This is a genomic window from Lactobacillus sp. M0396, assembly GCF_016101625.1.
In the GTDB taxonomy this organism is placed as follows: Bacteria; Bacillota; Bacilli; order Lactobacillales; family Lactobacillaceae; genus Lactobacillus; species Lactobacillus huangpiensis.
Genome location: NZ_JACFQE010000003.1, coordinates 141,032 through 156,557, shown reverse-complemented (window position 1 = coordinate 156,557; position 15,526 = coordinate 141,032). Strand labels below are relative to the sequence as shown.

General features: G+C 36.3%; 16 protein-coding genes. 1 reads left to right on the top strand and 15 read right to left on the bottom strand.

Annotated features, from left to right (window positions below):
• Positions 1–17: 17 nt before the first annotated feature.
• The 6 genes from tilS to pth all read right to left on the bottom strand — a co-directional run bounded on the left by tilS (position 18) and on the right by pth (position 6,397).
• On the bottom strand, positions 18–1,274 hold the full coding sequence (tilS, locus tag H3T43_RS04830) for a tRNA lysidine(34) synthetase TilS (RefSeq protein WP_198213024.1): 1,257 nt from the start codon (positions 1,272–1,274) through the stop codon (positions 18–20).
• Positions 1,264–1,629: a S1 RNA-binding domain-containing protein gene (locus H3T43_RS04825; RefSeq protein ID WP_109586607.1), complete on the bottom strand. Its 366-nt coding sequence runs from the start codon at positions 1,627–1,629 to the stop codon at positions 1,264–1,266. Before H3T43_RS04825 ends, tilS begins: the two co-directional genes overlap by 11 nt.
• Complete coding sequence (locus tag H3T43_RS04820; protein WP_198213202.1) at positions 1,629–2,006, bottom strand: septum formation initiator family protein; 378 nt, start codon at positions 2,004–2,006, stop codon at positions 1,629–1,631. Before H3T43_RS04820 ends, H3T43_RS04825 begins: the two co-directional genes overlap by 1 nt.
• A 74-nt stretch (positions 2,007–2,080) precedes the next feature.
• Entirely contained in the window at positions 2,081–2,323 is a 243-nt protein-coding gene (locus H3T43_RS04815; RefSeq protein ID WP_034981430.1) for an RNA-binding S4 domain-containing protein, read from the bottom strand.
• A 10-nt stretch (positions 2,324–2,333) separates the two neighbouring features.
• Positions 2,334–5,828, bottom strand: a complete 3,495-nt coding sequence (gene mfd, locus H3T43_RS04810) for a transcription-repair coupling factor (RefSeq protein WP_198213022.1) — start codon at positions 5,826–5,828, stop codon at positions 2,334–2,336.
• 2 nt (positions 5,829–5,830) lie between these two features.
• The gene (gene pth, locus H3T43_RS04805) at positions 5,831–6,397 is read right to left on the bottom strand and encodes an aminoacyl-tRNA hydrolase (RefSeq protein WP_034981436.1); all 567 of its coding nucleotides are present in this window, start codon (positions 6,395–6,397) and stop codon (positions 5,831–5,833) included.
• Positions 6,398–6,619: 222 nt separating this feature from the next.
• Between pth and cbpA the strand changes: the two genes are divergently transcribed.
• The gene (gene cbpA / locus H3T43_RS04800; RefSeq protein WP_198213020.1) at positions 6,620–7,327 is read left to right on the top strand and encodes a cyclic di-AMP binding protein CbpA; all 708 of its coding nucleotides are present in this window, start codon (positions 6,620–6,622) and stop codon (positions 7,325–7,327) included.
• Positions 7,328–7,382: 55 nt separating this feature from the next.
• Here the strand turns inward: cbpA and alr are convergent, their stop codons facing one another.
• From alr to H3T43_RS04755, 9 genes are all read right to left on the bottom strand, one after another.
• Entirely contained in the window at positions 7,383–8,510 is a 1,128-nt protein-coding gene (gene alr / locus H3T43_RS04795) for an alanine racemase (RefSeq protein ID WP_198213018.1), read from the bottom strand.
• A gap of 1 nt (position 8,511) precedes the next feature.
• Complete coding sequence (acpS, locus tag H3T43_RS04790; protein WP_198213016.1) at positions 8,512–8,865, bottom strand: holo-ACP synthase; 354 nt, start codon at positions 8,863–8,865, stop codon at positions 8,512–8,514.
• 78 nt (positions 8,866–8,943) lie between these two features.
• Positions 8,944–10,425: a DEAD/DEAH box helicase gene (locus H3T43_RS04785; RefSeq protein ID WP_034981443.1), complete on the bottom strand. Its 1,482-nt coding sequence runs from the start codon at positions 10,423–10,425 to the stop codon at positions 8,944–8,946.
• Positions 10,426–10,435: 10 nt separating this feature from the next.
• Positions 10,436–11,803: a UDP-N-acetylmuramoyl-tripeptide--D-alanyl-D-alanine ligase gene (gene murF / locus H3T43_RS04780; protein WP_198213014.1), complete on the bottom strand. Its 1,368-nt coding sequence runs from the start codon at positions 11,801–11,803 to the stop codon at positions 10,436–10,438.
• A gap of 132 nt (positions 11,804–11,935) precedes the next feature.
• On the bottom strand, positions 11,936–12,184 hold the full coding sequence (locus tag H3T43_RS04775; RefSeq protein WP_034981446.1) for a type B 50S ribosomal protein L31: 249 nt from the start codon (positions 12,182–12,184) through the stop codon (positions 11,936–11,938).
• A 115-nt stretch (positions 12,185–12,299) separates the two neighbouring features.
• Positions 12,300–13,145 carry a transporter substrate-binding domain-containing protein gene (locus H3T43_RS04770; RefSeq protein WP_034981447.1) on the bottom strand — a complete coding sequence of 282 codons (846 nt, stop codon included), beginning with the start codon at positions 13,143–13,145 and terminating at the stop codon, positions 12,300–12,302.
• 10 nt (positions 13,146–13,155) lie between these two features.
• Complete coding sequence (locus H3T43_RS04765; RefSeq protein WP_198213012.1) at positions 13,156–13,896, bottom strand: amino acid ABC transporter ATP-binding protein; 741 nt, start codon at positions 13,894–13,896, stop codon at positions 13,156–13,158.
• Between the two features lie 5 nt (positions 13,897–13,901).
• The gene (locus H3T43_RS04760; protein ID WP_034981451.1) at positions 13,902–14,579 is read right to left on the bottom strand and encodes an amino acid ABC transporter permease; all 678 of its coding nucleotides are present in this window, start codon (positions 14,577–14,579) and stop codon (positions 13,902–13,904) included.
• A complete protein-coding gene (locus H3T43_RS04755; RefSeq protein WP_198213009.1) occupies positions 14,560–15,219 on the bottom strand; it encodes an amino acid ABC transporter permease in 660 nt (219 codons plus the stop codon). The genes H3T43_RS04760 and H3T43_RS04755 overlap by 20 nt, the downstream gene beginning before the upstream one ends.
• Between the last annotated feature and the right edge of the window lie 307 nt (positions 15,220–15,526).

Here is a 15,526-nt window from a genome sequence, read left to right as displayed (position 1 = left end):
TAATTTAAAATTTCTTATTAAATGTCTTCGTACAAAAAGTAATTCGTATCATTTGAACTGACCAACTGATTAGAATACGTTTTTTCAATAAAAACGACTTTATCACCAACATAAATAGTTAAGCAATAGGGGCGCAATATATTTGGAATACTACTTTGAGCAAATTTCTTCTTACTTTTTGTATGATTGCCATTTTTCAGTAACAATTTCGCCCCAGGTTTGATTGGACCTACCCTAATTTGTTTTTGATTTTCTGCAACAAATTGGCCAATTAATTTTTGGGACTTTTCTGGCTTTAGTGAAATCAAAAATTTACGATTATTAAAAGAAAACTTTTGACCCACATCGACTTTTTGGAATATTGGTAAAGAAGGTAATTCATTAAAAAGATAAAAAAAGCCTTGATACACAACTAAAGTGAAATTGGCTAAATTCTTATTAACGCGCTCATGCCATTTATGCCAAATAAAGTTCTGCCAAAAAGCACATTTCTCATCACTGGTCAAACCTTCTAATGTGCTTATATGCAAACGGTAAGCTATACCTAAAAATGGTTCCGGTTGCTGCAATTGAGCAAAACTTTTATTTGCTATTGTAGTTAGCAAACTGACTTGTTCGCTAAACCTAAGAGCATTTTGACCTACTTGCTTGTTTTCTTTTTTGAGCAAAGGAATTACATGGTGCCGCAACTTATTTCGCAGAGTGTCATCTTCGTTGTTAGTCTTGTCAATCACGTAAGATATTTGTCGTTTCTGGTCGTATAACAATAAGTCCTCTTTTTTCTCACTTAAAAGTGGCCTTAATAAAGTCATGCCTTGAACTTTGCCAACTGCCCTTAAACTATTCATTTCGTTAGGATTACCAGAGCGTATAAACTTGAGCAAAATATTCTCAAGCAAATCATCCATATGATGTGCTGTTAATAAGTAATCGCCCTGATGTTGCTGCATCACTTTTACCAAAAAATTATAGCGGTACTTTCTGGCAGCAGCTTCTATCCCAGTAGCAGGATGTAAATTTTGAGGCCAAATTCCGTTAACTGACTGAATGCCTTTATTCACGCAGTACGCAGAGATCACTTTTTCCTCTTCCAAAGAATCAGGTCTGAGCTGGTGGTCTAAATGGGCTGATATCAACTTAAAATGATATCGTTTCTTTATTTGATAAAGCAGATCAAGCAGGGCTAAAGAATCTGGTCCTCCGCTAACTGCAACAACAAGGGTTTTACCGGTTAATGGCAAATGATTTTCTTTAAAAAAGTTATCAATTTGCATAACTAATCAAATCTTTTTCTAATTTTTTGATTTCTTTTTTAGCATCAGATACTGTTGTAGACAATACTCTGGTAAAATCAGCTTTTTTAGTGTCTGAAAAAGAATTAGTATGATCAATTAAATCGGGATCATTAACTCTCATTTTAGAGAGTCCAATTTTACCTTTATAGTTATGAATAATTACTAGTCGTATCTGTTCACCAATATGATAATTATTCTTTTCACGCAGCCAATTATTGCCAAAATCACTATGGTGAACTAACCCCGTCTTATGATGAGAAAGCGTAACAAAAATGCCTAAGTCATTAATGTTATTAATAGTTCCTGTCACTCTCTGTCCAACTTGGTATTTCATTAATTATTATTTTTTCCTTCAGGTAAATTGTAAATTGTTTCGTTTGGTTTAGAATACAAAAACTTGAACCGCACTAGTTTAGCCACGTAATCAGTATCTTTCAAATCGTTTCTTTTTGTTATCAAAACCTGCTTTTGATTGTTTATTTTTTTAAGAGCCTTTTTAGAAGTTTGTACTTGACTATTAATATGCTCAGTTTGAGCATGACTAACTCCAATTTGTACTCCTAAAAATGCGAAAATAGCTACAAAAACTGCGATAATACGATTTCGCCTAACACGATGTACTTCTTTTTCTCTTTTTTCCTGTTTACGTTTCAGACGAGCAACCTGCTCTTCTGGACTAAGTGAATTATATATCCGTGGACCGTTCATAATTTTGACCTCTATTACCAAAACAAATATTATTTTAATTATAACAAGACCACTTATAAATGTCATTAAAGATAAAACTAATTTATCAATTCGTATAGTTCACTTGCTTCGGCTTTTTTCGTAGTTTCTTTAATAGCGCAGACTTTTGCTTTGACTTCTTTCGAGCCATATCCAACTTCAATAATATCTCCAATTTTAACATCGTAGCTGGATTTTACTACATGGTCATTTACCTTGATTCGACCTTGATCTGCCATTTCTTTAGCTATTGGACGCCTTTTAACTAATCTTGAAACTTTTAAAAATTTATCAATTCTCATTTCTTTCTCCTTATTTTTGTATGATATCACTGACTGCTGACATAAATGTTACTAAATTAGCAAATAGTTGCCGGTGATTTATGTTTTCGGGTAATTCCAGCAATACAACTAGTCTCTTAACTGGAGAGAGACTGATTTTAACCTTATATGATACATGTTCTAGGGCTTTGAAAATATTTGGACCTTGCAATTCACTAGACGCCTCTTTAGCAAACTCAACTTTTACCTCATGATCATTAACTTTAGTAATGTTGCGTGCTTGAGCCAAATCTGCTTCAGCTTTTAGTTGTGAAACAGCTAGCAGATTTTCAACTGGCTCAGGATAATTGCCAAAACGATCAATTAATTCATCTTGAATTTGTTCGATATCATCAGTACCAGCCGTTTTGATCTTTTTATAAAACTCTATTTTTTCCTCCTGGTCGCTAATGTAGTCATCAGGAATATATGCTTCGAGTCCTAAATTGATTTCAGCATTACTTTTTTTAACTTTCTTTTTACTTTTACGGTTTTTAATTGCATCAGACAGCATCTGAGAGTACAAATCGTAACCTACGCTGTCAATAAAGCCATGCTGCTGTGCACCTAACATATTGCCAGCTCCACGGATTGATAAATCTCGCATAGCAATTTTGAAACCGGAACCCAGTTCAGTAAAATCGCGAATAGCATCCAATCTTTTTTCACCGACTTCTGTTAATACTTTGTTAGGCTGGTATAAAAAATAAGCATATGCTAAACGAGCACTGCGTCCGATTCTGCCACGCAATTGATAAAGCTGACTTAAACCATAGTGATCTGCATTTTCAATCAACATAGTATTGACATTAGGCATATCAATACCAGTTTCGATGATTGTTGTAGTAACTAAAATATCAAATTCTCTGTTTAAAAACCGATACAAAATATCTTCCATTTGATTTTTGCTCATACGGCCATGGACACTAACAATTCTAGCACTTGGCATTAGATTCTCTAATTCTGTTACTACGTCATCGATGTCACCGATATGGTTATGCAGGTAAAAAACTTGACCACCGCGCGCAATTTCTCTCATACAAGCTTCCTTAATTACACTCGGTATTTGTTCCATCACGTAGGTTTGAATAGGATAACGATTGGATGGTGGAGTTTCCATGACTGACAAGTCTCTCACGCCAATCATTGACATGTGCAAAGTCCGTGGAATTGGTGTTGCAGTCAAGGTTAAAACATCAATATTTGCTTTCAGTTCTTTTAGCCTTTCTTTATGCTTCACGCCAAATCTTTGTTCTTCATCAACAATGAGCAACCCTAAGTCTTTAAATTTTACATCCTTTGAAAGCAATCGGTGCGTACCCACCACTAAGTCAATTTTGCCTTGTTTCAATCCTTCTGTTATCTTTTTAGCTTCAGCAGGTGTTTGAAAGCGAGAGAGAACAGCATAATTGACAGGAAAATTTTTAAACCTGTCCTGAATCGTTTCATAATGCTGTTGCGCCAAGATTGTTGTAGGTACTAAAAACGCCACTTGCTTGTTATCTTCTATTGCCTTAAATGCTGCTCTTAAAGCAACTTCTGTTTTTCCAAAGCCTACATCCCCCACAAGCAAACGATCCATCGGTTTTTCCTGCTCCATATCGTGCTTAATTTCTTTAATTGAGCGCAACTGATCAGGCGTTTCAACATAAGGAAAAGCATTTTCGAATTGTCGCTGCAGGTCATCGTCTTTTGAAAAAGCAAATCCCTTTTCTGATTCTCTTTTTGCATACAAATCAATTAAGTCATCGGCTATATCTTCAACTTTAGATTGGACCCTGCTTTTTGTCTTAGCCCACTCACTACCGCCAAGTTTATTGACGTGTGGTCTCTTGCCCTCTGAAGAAACGTATTTTTGCACCAGTTTTAGTTGATCTGCTGGAACAAATAACTGATCACCGTGCTGGTAAGTAATGGTAATATAATCTCTTTTTACACCATTATTTTCTAAGGTCTTTATTCCCTCAAAACGTCCAATTCCGTGATTAACATGAACAACATAATCTCCTGGCTTTAGTTCAGTGTAACTCCTTAATCTTTGAGCATTCTCCATAGTTTTGATTCGTCGACTATGGTGAGTTACCTTATTAAAAAGTTCTCGCTCAGTTAAATAAACCAGATTATTATTAGGCAAACTAAAGCCGCTGGCAAAACCGCCAACCTTAATTTGAGTTTGATTTTCCACTAAATTATTTGACTGTACGATGGGGACATCCATGCCAAACTCAGCCATTGTTTGACTAATTTGTTTGGCTCTTTTGCTGTTATCGGCTTGTAAAATTACTGTCTGATTTTTTTTCTGATATGACTCTATTTCCGACTTGATCAAAGGCATTTGGCTGAAAAATTGCTGAGGTTCTCTAGTCTGCCAATCAAATAACTGTCCTAGTTTTATACGGCCGATACTGCGCTGAAATAACGAAAAATAAATATGATTATGTTTGTCTTGTGACCAATTTTTATGAAAGTCACTGCGCAATTCTTGTCCCGGAATCATTGCTCCTGTTTTCAATTCATCGTCAATGAAACCTGCGTTTTGTTCATCGACAGACTTAACAGACTGCTCAATTAAAGGCCAGTCATCCAGCATTACTATTCCTGAATCTGACAAGTAATCTAATAGATTTTTAGGTTCAGCTATTAAAAAATCTGCCAAAAAAGCGTAATTTTGCGGTAAAGACCCATTTTCCAAATCATCTAGGGATTCTGAAAAATGATTATTAACATTTTTTTCAGGTGCAGGAGAATCTGCTATAGCTTTTCTTATCTTTTGTGCTGCTTGTTTGAAATTATTAGCTGAAAAAACTCGATCTTGGGCGGCAGTTACAACTAATTGGTCAATTTGCTTTTGACTACGTTGACTAGTTAAATCAAATTCCTTAATGGTATCAATTTCATCACCAAAAAATTCAATTCTAACAGGGTTTTCTCTATCAAGAGGATATATGTCTAAAATATCTCCTCGTAACGCAAACTCTCCTGGTTTAACCACCAGATTTTCGCGGTGAAATCCTACTTGCACAAGCCAGCTAGTAAGTTCAGCCAGGTCATATTCATTCTCTGAAACGAATTTGCGTCTTGCTTCCTTATATTTTTCCGGAGCAGACAACTTGTATTGCAATGCCTGAGGTGTGGCAACGATAATGCCCGGTTTTTGACTTAGTAAAAAATTAAGTGCTTGAATGCGGCTGCTTAATTCGTCAGGTGAAGTGACAGCAGTTTGAGTTGCAATTGATGCGTCAACCGGAAAAATTTGTATGCTCTCTTCAGGCATAATAGCATCTAATTCACTGTATATTTTTTGCGCCTTATTTTCGTTTTCCTCAAGCAAAATTAACGGCTCATTCAAAGTCTTTACTATTTGGCATAAAAGCAAGTCAAAAGCACCGGCATTTGCTCCGGTGATTAAAGAATTTTTTACTTTGCTAACATTAGAAATAAAATTTATCAGATCATAATCTTTTTCTATAATATTTGTTAAACGCATCTTTAATTATATTTGTTCATTAAATACTGGGAGCTTTTTCCAGCAATAAAGTCAGTTATAACTTCACTTGCTTTCATAAAAGCTTCATCCATCAACTTTTTTTGCTCAGTATTAAATTGTGATAAAACCCATGAAACGACGCTGGCTTCTGTAACATTATCTGGATGTCTAATACCAATTTTCAACCTGTTAAAGTCGTTAGTGCCCAGATCACGTATAATACTTTTAATACCATTATGACCTCCGGATTTGCCATTTGCACGTATGCGGATTTTCCCCAAAGGCATGTCCATATCGTCATGAATAATCAAAATATCCTGTGGATCCACTTTAAAAAAGTGGGCAAATTGCGCAACAGATCTTCCTGAATCATTCATAAAAGTTTGTGGTTCCAGCAAGATAACATCAGTGCCAGCGATCTTTTGCTTGGTATACTTTCCTTCAAACTTTTCTCTTTCAAGGCTTAACTTATTTTCTTGTAAATAATGGTCTAAGGCCATAAAACCGGTATTATGTTTTGTTCCATCATATTTTTTACCTGGATTGCCGAGTCCTGCTATAATTTTCATTTAATTTCCCCTTATTTTTTATCGTAATAATGATAGCACAATCAACGGATTTAATTTTTTCAAAGACTATTACACTTTGATTTCATTAGCCAATTTAGCTTTTTAAATTGTACTGCAAGTGCTAAAATCTATCTGAATAGTTATTTTCCTTTCATTTTTATTTAATACACTATCTTTTTATGATATAATCGTTTAGATTATTTTTACAACGGAGGCAGTTTCATGCTTATCAAATCTTTAGTTAGAAAAAAAGATTATTTAACTACAGTTAACGAACACGCTACGCTTGAAGAAGCATTAAAAGTTCTGGAGGATTCTGGGTTTAGATGTGTACCGATTTTAGATGATACCGGCACTATTTTCCGCGGTAATATTTATAAAATGCACATTTACCGCCATAAATCTCAAGGTAAGGACATGAGCCTGCCAGTTACGTATTTATTAAAAAATGCAACCAAAACTATCAAAGTTAATTCACCATTTTTTAAAGTTTTCTTCACAATTAAGGATTTACCTTACATTTCGGTTTTAGATGAAGAAAATAAATTTTATGGCATTCTAACTCACTCGAAATTACTTGGTATGTTATCAGAGGCTTGGAATATAAAAACAGGATCCTACGTACTTACTGTTTTAACTGATGACTCACAAGGAAATCTGGCAAAGATGACTAAAATTATCAGTAAGTTTTGTGCTATAGCTGGTGTAATGAGTCTTGACGCATCTACAGCCGGTGAAACAAACAATGCTGTGAGACGTATCTTATTTACATTACCGGCAGGACTTACTGAAGACACTCTAAAAGAAATTGTTAGGCGTCTTGAACGTAAAAGTTATGTTGTTGCTGAAATTGAGGATCTTCAAGCCGGAATGACACTGATGAGTGATGAAAATCCTGGTGTTTATATTAATCAAGAAGATAACAATTAAATATCATCATTATAAAAAGCACATCAGCTTGATGTGCTTTTTTGCTTGCCTATTACTAATTATAGTATTTTCGCGGCAAGCGATCATCTAGTAAACAGGCAACTTCATAATGAATAGTGTCAACATAATCTGCTGCTTTTTTGATACTGTTTGGTGCATCTGGATCATTTGAAATCAAAACAACTTTTGTTCCCACAGGCATTTCATAAGGCAATTGCACCATCAATTGATCCATGCACACTCGACCAACTATGGGACAATACTCAGAACCCACCTTAATTTTGAAGCCCTGAAATTTACGAATAAAGCCATCAGCATATCCAACTGGTACTGTACCAATAATTTGATCCTTATCAGCAATGTATGTAGATCCATAACCCACTCCCTGTCCCTTATGAATGGTATGAACCTGCACCAGCTCACTAACAAAGGACAGTGCCGGTTTTAATTTGATTACGGTCTCTAAATCAGGACTTGTCGGATTTGATGAAGGATTTAAGCCATAAATACCAATGCCAAAACGCACCAAATCACTGTGAACTTTCTTATCAAACACACTGGCTGCAGTGTTATCAACGTGAATCCATCTTGGCTTTAATTTCAACAAACTTTTAAAATGATCAAATCGGTCAACTTGACTCTGAAAGTATGAATCATCGCTGCTGTCTGCAGAAGCAAAATGTGTGAACATCCCTTCAACGTTAAAATTTGGATTATTCAATAAAAAATCGTTTGCGGCAATAAATTCTTCATCCTCGCTAAAGCCAATGCGTCCCATGCCAGAATCGACCGCCAGATGTATTTTTAATTGTAGATGGTTCTGACTTAGTTCTGGTTCAGCTTCTTGCAGCCATTTTAAATCAGGAACTGCCAAAGAAATACCATTGACAGCTGCTAGCGAAGCGTACTTTTCAGGAGTCACCCCCAAAACTAAAATTGGCTGGACTATCCCAGCTTGTCTTAGTTCTATGGCTTCATCTAAAATAGCAACGCAAAACCCGCTGGCGCCGACTTTGACTGCTTCTCGAGCTATTCGTACTGCCCCATGACCATAGGCATTTGCTTTAACTACAGCAAACAACTTTTGTTCAGGTCTTAAATGTTTAATTTCTTCTTTAATATTCTGTCTGATTGCAGCTAAATCAACATATACCGCTGCAGGTCTATGAATTCCAGGAACCATTTTATTTCTCCAAAACAATTAATGTAACTATTTCATGTCTATCATGAGTAATACTGGGGAAAATCTTGCCGTTAAACTTAGTCGATGTTGTTATGGGGTGCCCTAATTCATCCCACAATGTTTCTATATCTTGCAAGCCTATACCTTTGCCAAATCCTGTTCCAATAGCTTTGACAAAGGATTCCTTGATAGAAAAGCGACCTCCCAAATATTCGGTTTTACGTCTGCCTGAGAGTTTTTGGTACTGCTCAAACTCCTTAGGAGTTAATACTTTACGAGCAAAATTATCTCCTTTAGCAATAATTTCTTCTACACGTTCAACTTCAACAGCATCAATACCGACTCCAACGATCATTTTGTTTTCCTCTTAATATCAAAAATATAATACTAAAAAAGAGTTGTAAATTGCCACAACTCTTTTTTAGTAAAAACGTTAACCTTTTTTATTTTTAATAACGAAGTTTTTGCCATTACCAGAACGGCGTGAATGCCCTCCACGGTAATTGCCACGCCCGCGACTGCGGTCGCCGCGATAGCCACCACGACTGTTTTTACCGCGACTATAACGGCCACGACCACCGCGACCACTACCTTTATAAGGAAGAGGTTTTTCAGAGCTAATTTTAACCTCTACATTCGAAGAGTCCTTAGACAAGTTCTTCAAAAAGGCGGACACCAAATCGACAGCTGAATAATTTTCCAACAATTCATTTGCGTCATCAGTATATTTTGTTAAATCCTCTTTCATTAGATCTTCAATCTTAGACTTAGCAACCTTAAGTTGACCACGCAAAGCCTGATCATCAGATGGCGGACGTAATGGCGTCATCTTTTTCTTAGTTAACTGCTCAATTGTCCTCATATAGCCAATTTCATTTGGCGTAACAAAAGTTATGGAACTGCCATTTTGACCAGCACGGCCTGTACGACCAATACGGTGAACATAAGAATCTGGATCTTGTGGTATATCGTAATTGTATACATGTGTTACACCGGAAATATCCAGACCACGTGCAGCTACATCAGTCGCCACTAAAATATCCAATTTTCCGGCACGGAACCTTTTTAACACAGTAATTCTACGTGCCTGTGATAAATCGCCATGAATCCCTGCGGCATTATAACCGCGTGCCTGTAAGCCCCTGGTAACCTCGTCAACGCGCCGTTTGGTTCTGACAAAAACCACTGCCAAATCAGGACTTTCAACATCAATCAAGCGGCACATGATGTCAAATTTTTCTGAATCCTTAGCACGCACAAAATACTGGTCAATTAAGTCAGCAGTCAATTCTTTAGTCTTAATGCGCACAATTTCAGGATTGTTCATGAATTTTTCACTAATGTTCAAAATTGGTTTTGGCATTGTGGCACTAAATAATAAGGTCTGTTTACGGTTTTTAACGTAACTCAAAATACTTTCAATGTCTTGGATGAAACCCATGTCTAACATTTCATCAGCTTCATCTAAAACAATGGTATTAACATTTTCCAAATCAATCGTTTTACGTTTTAAATGATCAAGTAAACGTCCCGGTGTACCTACCAAAATTGCTGGTACATGATTTTTAAGAGAACGAATTTGACGACCAATATCGGCACCACCATAGACAACCTGAACTCGCGCATTCTCGTCACGACCAAGTCTGAAAAGCTCTTCTTGTGTTTGAATAGCTAGTTCACGAGTCGGTTCAATAATTAGTGCCTGAATTACTTTATTGTGCTTATCTAAATTTTGCAAGATAGGTAAAGCAAAAGCTGCGGTTTTACCTGTACCTGTTTGAGCCTGTCCAATTACATCTTTGCCAGCTAAAGCTAAAGGAATAGTTTGTTCCTGAATTGGCGTAGCTTCCTCAAAACCTGAACGCTTAATTGCCTTTAACAGCTCATCTTTTAATCCTAATTCTGAAAATTTCACAAAATTCTCCTTATCTAAGCCGTTCTACTACTTTTTCCAGGTGCATCCCATGCGAACCCTTCAAAACCACAATATCGTTCGGCTTTATATCATTTTTCAAGTCAGTAATCATATGTTGCATTTGATCTTGGGTATAATAATGCAAGTTTTCCGGTTTATAACTCTCTTTAAGTACAGCTGCTAAATTTTTCATCTCTGTACCAAATAAATAAACTTCATTAATTACCTGGGGGTCGAGACAATCTGCCAGACCAGCATGAAGTGCAGCCGACCTGTTTCCTAATTCTAACATATCACCCAGAACAGCGATTCGCCGACTACCTGCAGGTACCTGAATCTGACCAAAACTAGTTATCACAGCACGGACGGCAGTAGGATTAGAGTTATAAACATCGCTCATGATGTCTTCTCCAACGTCACCTTTTTCCCATTCCATTCTGTCAGCCGTCGGAGTAAATTTTTCCAAAGCAGTAGCTATTTCTTCATCACTTTCACCAAAGTGCCTGCCGACACAAAGAGCAGAAAGTGCATTAGAAACATTGTGTTTACCAATCATAGGTATAGTAAATTTATGATCAGAGTTATTAATCGTAAATGTAGCATGATGTTTGTAGCTGCGATAGCCCGTTGCATAAACTGTATCATTTTTTGCAAAACCAAAGGTAACTTTTGCCTGTGTTATTTTATCAGCTCTTTCACGCAGAAGAGGTTCATCACCATTATATATTAGTTCGCCATCTTCACGTAAAAAATCGGTAATTTCCATTTTAGCATCGGCAATTCCTGCACGCGAACCTAAAAATTCAATGTGTGCTTCGCCAATCATGGTGATAACTGTAACGTCAGGATGGGTCAATTCACTTAGTTTATGCAATTGTCCCGCATGATCCATACCCATTTCTAAAACCAAGATTTCTGTATTTGGCTTCATGTCTAAAATAGTCATGGGTACGCCAATTTCATTATTGAAGTTGGCATCAGTTTTATGAACATTAAATCTCTTTGCTAAAACAGCTGCCGTCATATCTTTAGTAGTGGTTTTGCCATTTGATCCGGTAATACCCACAACAGTAGGGTTAACTTTATTTAAATAGTACTGTGCCAGTTCCTGCATGCTAGTTAACGGATCATCAACTTCTAAAACTGCAATACTATCAGGTTTATTAGGATGATCCTTTTGCCACAATGTAGCACTCGCTCCGTTGCTAATTGCACTATTGATAAAATCATGACCGTCTCTATCGCCTTTTAGCGGTACAAATAAGCCGCCAGCAGCGATTTTTCTAGAATCGAAGGCAACAGAAGTAATAACGGTCTGATCATTGCCTTCACACTTTGAATTTATTGCTTTGGCTATTTCTGCCAGTTGCATTTTCATCTTTTTATCTCCTAGCCGAAAAGAGTTTTTTTGCTAAAGTAATAATTATACTCCTTATTTAGGTAGTATAACAATTATGCTTTACATAAAAAAGCAGCCCCAATGGGACTGCCTTCCACCAGATTGAAGATATTACTTGTTGTTCATGCCATACTTCTTGTTGAACTTTTCGATTCGACCATCGGCCTGAGCAAACTTTTGCTTGCCAGTGTAAAATGGGTGAGAATCTGAAGTGATTTCAACACGAACTAGTGGGTAAGTTTTACCTTCATAATCCACTGTTTCCTTTGGCTTTAATGTTGAACCAGCAACAAATTTAGCACCAGTTGCTGAATCCATAAAGACTACTTGTTGGTAATCTGGATGAATATCTTGTTTCATAATTATTACTCCTTTGCCATGACTCCTATTTCAAGTCATAGATTAATCGATTAACGTTTAATACCTTATCATTTTTGATAATAAAATTCAAGACTTATTTATTATAGCAGCTGCATCAATTTAAAACAATGTCGCTCGGCTTAACTTCTTTGCCAAAGTATGGTTTGAGTTCCTTGTTATAATCATCAGTAAAGAATTTTTTATTTGCTAATTTAGTAATTTCTTTATTCGTCCAATTTAAAAGAGACTTATTACCCTTTTTGACCGCAGGAGAAATGAATTGATTAGGTCCGATGTTTTTAATTCCAACAGTGTAATTAGGATTCTTCTTTACCCAAGCATAAAGATATGAATTATCATCTGCTAAAGCAGCAGCACGTTTGTTTTTAAAAGCGTTGAATTGCTGCGTTTTAGAGTCAAATTTCAACAAGTCTACACCGCCCTTTTTGGTAAAGTAATTTTCTGCTGTTGTGCCCTTGTTGACAATCAAGTTTTTACCCTTTAGCTGAGAAGCGCTTGTAATTGGTGCATTCTTAGGAGAAATAACTCCAACTGATACCTTCATGTATGGCTTAGCAAAGTCAACAACTTGTTTACGCTCAGGTGTTTGTGTAAAGTTAGCTAAAACAATATCAGCTTTATTTGAATTTAGAGTATCTACGCGATTATTCGCATTAACCTGGGTAAATTTCACTTTAACACCCAAATCCTTAGCCATTTGACGTGCAAGACGGACATCATAACCAACACGGTTGCCATGATCATCAACCCAACCATAAGGAGGCAAATCACCAAATACGGCAACTCGTAAAACTCCCCGCTTTTTAATCGTAGTCACGCTGCTTTCATTGGCATTACTGCTATTATTTTTTGATGACTTGATACCAAAAAATGCGGCAACTGCAATAATTAAAACTACTAAAACACCAATAATAATATTTCTGCTTTTATTTTTCTTCATTATTTACTCCTTAAAAGTCCATACTAGTCAAGAAATCTCGAGCACGATCTGTTTGGGGATGTTCAAAAAATTCTTTACCAGATGTATTTTCCAAAATTTTTCCTTCTTCTAGAAATAAAACCTGATCTGCTATTTGGCGTGCAAAGTTCATTTCGTGGGTTACGATAATCATTGTCATATGATCAACACGGGATAAATCAGTCATAATTTGTAAAACTCCCCGAACCATTTCTGGATCAAGAGAAGCGGTAACCTCATCAAAAAGCATTACTTCGGGGTGCATTGCCAATGCTCTGACGATAGCAATTCTTTGTTTTTGTCCACCAGACAATTCACGAGGATAAGAATCAACGTATTTTTCCAATCCTACTCGTTTTAACAGCTGCAGAGCCTCTTTTTTGACTTCTTCTTCAGATCTTTTTTGTACTTTTACTGGTGCCAGCAAAACATTTTCGAGAACCGTAAAGTTAGGAAACAAATCATAACTTTGAAAAACCATGCCGATTTTTTGACGTAAGGCCTGCCAATTTTTAGCATCAGTCTCAATCTTTTGTCCTTTAAAGTAAAGTGAGCCACTTTTAAAATCTTCCAAGCCGTTTAAGCATCTAATTAAAGTACTTTTACCAGAACCGGAAGGACCTAATAATGTCAGCACTTCACCTTGATGAAGCGTAAAACTAATATCATGTAAAGCTTGCCAATCACCATAAAACTTGTTTAGATGTTCAACTCGTAAAACTTCTTTTGTCATTTATCTCACCTGTCCTGCTTTGCTGCTAGCCGTTTAGACCATACTGATAATGGATAATCTATTATGAAATATAAAAAGAAAATCAGACCGTAAATCCAAAAAACAGCTGTCGGATATTTTTGGTTATTAGCTTCAATAATCTGTTGTCCAATCGCGATGACATCCATAATACTGATCATCATTAATAAAGAGGTAGTTTTAATAACTCTTGTAGCCAGATTAATAGTTGCTGGTAACTCAAGTTGCACGGCTTGGGGCAATAAAACATAGCGAAAAAGTTGCACTTTGCTCAAGCCCAAAGCTAAGCCTGATTCTTTTTGGGCAATAGGAACTGATTCTATCGCTCCACGAACTATATCACTAAACTCAGCAGCAACCCATAGGGCAAAGGCTAAAACTGCCATCCAACTGGCAGGCCAATTGATATGAAAACTGCGCGGTAAAATATAGTAGAACAAAAATAATAGTACGATCGTGGGAACTATCCTGAAGAATTCCAGATATAGCCGCAAAATAAACCGAATTATTTTATTGGGTAAAGTGCGCAATACACCAAGTAATGTACCTAAAACAAGACCAATAACCAGACTAACACCTGCAATCCAAACGGAAGTCCACAAGCCTTGCAAAATTCTGCTAAAGTTATTGCCTGCAAAGAAAACATTAATCGCCGAATGTGCCATAGCGTACCTTCCTTTCTAAATAATTTAAAAGTAAAATAATTGGAATTAAAATAATTGCGTAGGAAATCACCAAAATTAGCAAATACTCATTTGTCCGGTAATACATCCCAATTAGGTCCAGAGCTGTATTGGTTAATTCAGGAATAGCAATTACTGAAAAAATAGAAGTCTCTTTAATCAGGAATATAATGTTTGCTGTTAAGGCAGGCATACTTAGCGCAAAGCCTTGCGGAAAGACAACATAACGAGCTAATTGCAGATTGTTCATCCCTAAAGCTTTACCATCATCAATCTGAGTTGAACTGACCCCGGCAAAACCACCTGTAAAGCCTTCAGCCATATATGCTCCACCAAGAAATACCAAACCAATAATTCCGCATGTTTGAGCTGACATTTTTAGCCCAATAACTGGAAAAGCATAGTACAGAAAAAACAATTGAATTAATAAAGGTGTATTTCTTGCTAACTCTACATAAGCTGTTATTAGTTGACTCAAAATTGGTACTTTAAAATATTGGATTAAACTGCAGAAAACTCCCACTACAATAGAAAGAATTATTCCAACAGCAGATAACCAGATAGTCAGCTGAAAAGCTTTTGCAAATATAGGCAAACTTTGATTAATAATTTGCCAGCTCATTTTTAACCTCCCCCTGCAGTACTTAAATGGACTCGTAAGTCTGCTTATTTGTCACAGTAGTTCTAACAAAACAAAAGGCCTGCGGTTACTTTATTCGCAGGTCCTAAATACTTATTGTTTTAAAATGGGGCGCGAATACTAACAGAAACAATTATTTTGCAAATGATCTAATGAAATACATTTGTTTTCAATTCTTTGCATCTGTCTCATTAAGTGCACTTCTTTCTAAAACAACTATCAGTGTTTCTTATGCTATGCTTTTACTTACTTTTTGTCAATGACTTTGCTTAATATTACTTTCATTTTC

What these genes read in the sequence shown, in the direction of transcription:
- H3T43_RS04770 (WP_034981447.1), bottom strand. Translation starts at nt 13,145, where the DNA reads ATGAAGAAAAATAAAAGCAGAAATATTATTATTGGTGTTTTAGTAGTT.
- acpS (WP_198213016.1), bottom strand. Translation starts at nt 8,865, where the DNA reads ATGATCGTTGGAGTCGGTATTGATGCTGTTGAAGTTGAACGTGTAGAA.
- H3T43_RS04825 (WP_109586607.1), bottom strand. Translation starts at nt 1,629, where the DNA reads ATGAAATACCAAGTTGGACAGAGAGTGACAGGAACTATTAATAACATT.
- H3T43_RS04815 (WP_034981430.1), bottom strand. Translation starts at nt 2,323, where the DNA reads ATGAGAATTGATAAATTTTTAAAAGTTTCAAGATTAGTTAAAAGGCGT.
- cbpA (WP_198213020.1), top strand. Translation starts at nt 6,620, where the DNA reads ATGCTTATCAAATCTTTAGTTAGAAAAAAAGATTATTTAACTACAGTT.
- H3T43_RS04775 (WP_034981446.1), bottom strand. Translation starts at nt 12,184, where the DNA reads ATGAAACAAGATATTCATCCAGATTACCAACAAGTAGTCTTTATGGAT.
- pth (WP_034981436.1), bottom strand. Translation starts at nt 6,397, where the DNA reads ATGAAAATTATAGCAGGACTCGGCAATCCAGGTAAAAAATATGATGGA.
- H3T43_RS04760 (WP_034981451.1), bottom strand. Translation starts at nt 14,579, where the DNA reads ATGGCACATTCGGCGATTAATGTTTTCTTTGCAGGCAATAACTTTAGC.
- murF (WP_198213014.1), bottom strand. Translation starts at nt 11,803, where the DNA reads ATGAAAATGCAACTGGCAGAAATAGCCAAAGCAATAAATTCAAAGTGT.
- mfd (WP_198213022.1), bottom strand. Translation starts at nt 5,828, where the DNA reads ATGCGTTTAACAAATATTATAGAAAAAGATTATGATCTGATAAATTTT.
- H3T43_RS04755 (WP_198213009.1), bottom strand. Translation starts at nt 15,219, where the DNA reads ATGAGCTGGCAAATTATTAATCAAAGTTTGCCTATATTTGCAAAAGCT.
- H3T43_RS04765 (WP_198213012.1), bottom strand. Translation starts at nt 13,896, where the DNA reads ATGACAAAAGAAGTTTTACGAGTTGAACATCTAAACAAGTTTTATGGT.
- tilS (WP_198213024.1), bottom strand. Translation starts at nt 1,274, where the DNA reads ATGCAAATTGATAACTTTTTTAAAGAAAATCATTTGCCATTAACCGGT.
- alr (WP_198213018.1), bottom strand. Translation starts at nt 8,510, where the DNA reads ATGGTTCCTGGAATTCATAGACCTGCAGCGGTATATGTTGATTTAGCT.